Here is a 561-nt window from a genome sequence, read left to right as displayed (position 1 = left end):
GAACGCCGCTTCTTTCAGGGGACGGAGCGAGCCTTCCGAGAGGACGCAGAGGTCGCCGTGGGTTTCGTTATATCTTCGCTCTTTCTCATGTTTGAGTGTCTGAAGCGTTAGATTGCATTCTCCCCGGGTGAGGTCGGCAAAATTGATCAGGGTTGCTTCGCGGAAGATGGCGAGGGGATGCGCTCCCTGCAGGGGAAACTCGAGTACCTGGTCTTTATAGAGCACATTGCCGCTTGGATAGGCGTATACTGTGTAAAAATGCTGCTCTCCGTTCACATCCCCGGTGTAGTACGCCTGGGTGCACTGCACCGCCCCGTCCTTATCGACGAACTGATTCAATTGAATGAGTATGGCCGACTCGTTCGCGAACCCCTGTTCATGCAGCAGGGCGTCCCAGAGGTTCACGAGATCGGGCTGACGCTCCCCGGGGTCGATCCTCATCGCTCCCGTGGCGATCTCGGGCTTTTCGGGCGTGTAGAAGTAGTGCACGAAGACGAGGCAGATGAGGATTGCCCAGACGATGAGCGGGATCTTTTTCATTATTGGACCTCCGGACCAGGA

Annotated in this window: 1 protein-coding gene; it reads right to left on the bottom strand. The window is 56.3% G+C overall.

Annotation, left to right across the window (positions count from 1 at the left end; all coding sequences use genetic code 11):
• A partial coding sequence (locus tag BP858_RS05720) for a hypothetical protein (RefSeq protein WP_286879071.1) occupies positions 1-540 on the bottom strand: 540 nt, incomplete at its 3' end.
• Positions 541-561 lie beyond the last annotated feature (21 nt).

Origin of the sequence: Methanoculleus sp. UBA413 (assembly GCF_002502935.1) — an archaeon.
Taxonomy (GTDB): Archaea; Halobacteriota; Methanomicrobia; order Methanomicrobiales; family Methanoculleaceae; genus Methanoculleus; species Methanoculleus bourgensis.
The sequence above is the reverse complement of the archived record's forward strand: the minus strand, read 5'-3'. Positions and strand labels throughout refer to the sequence as shown.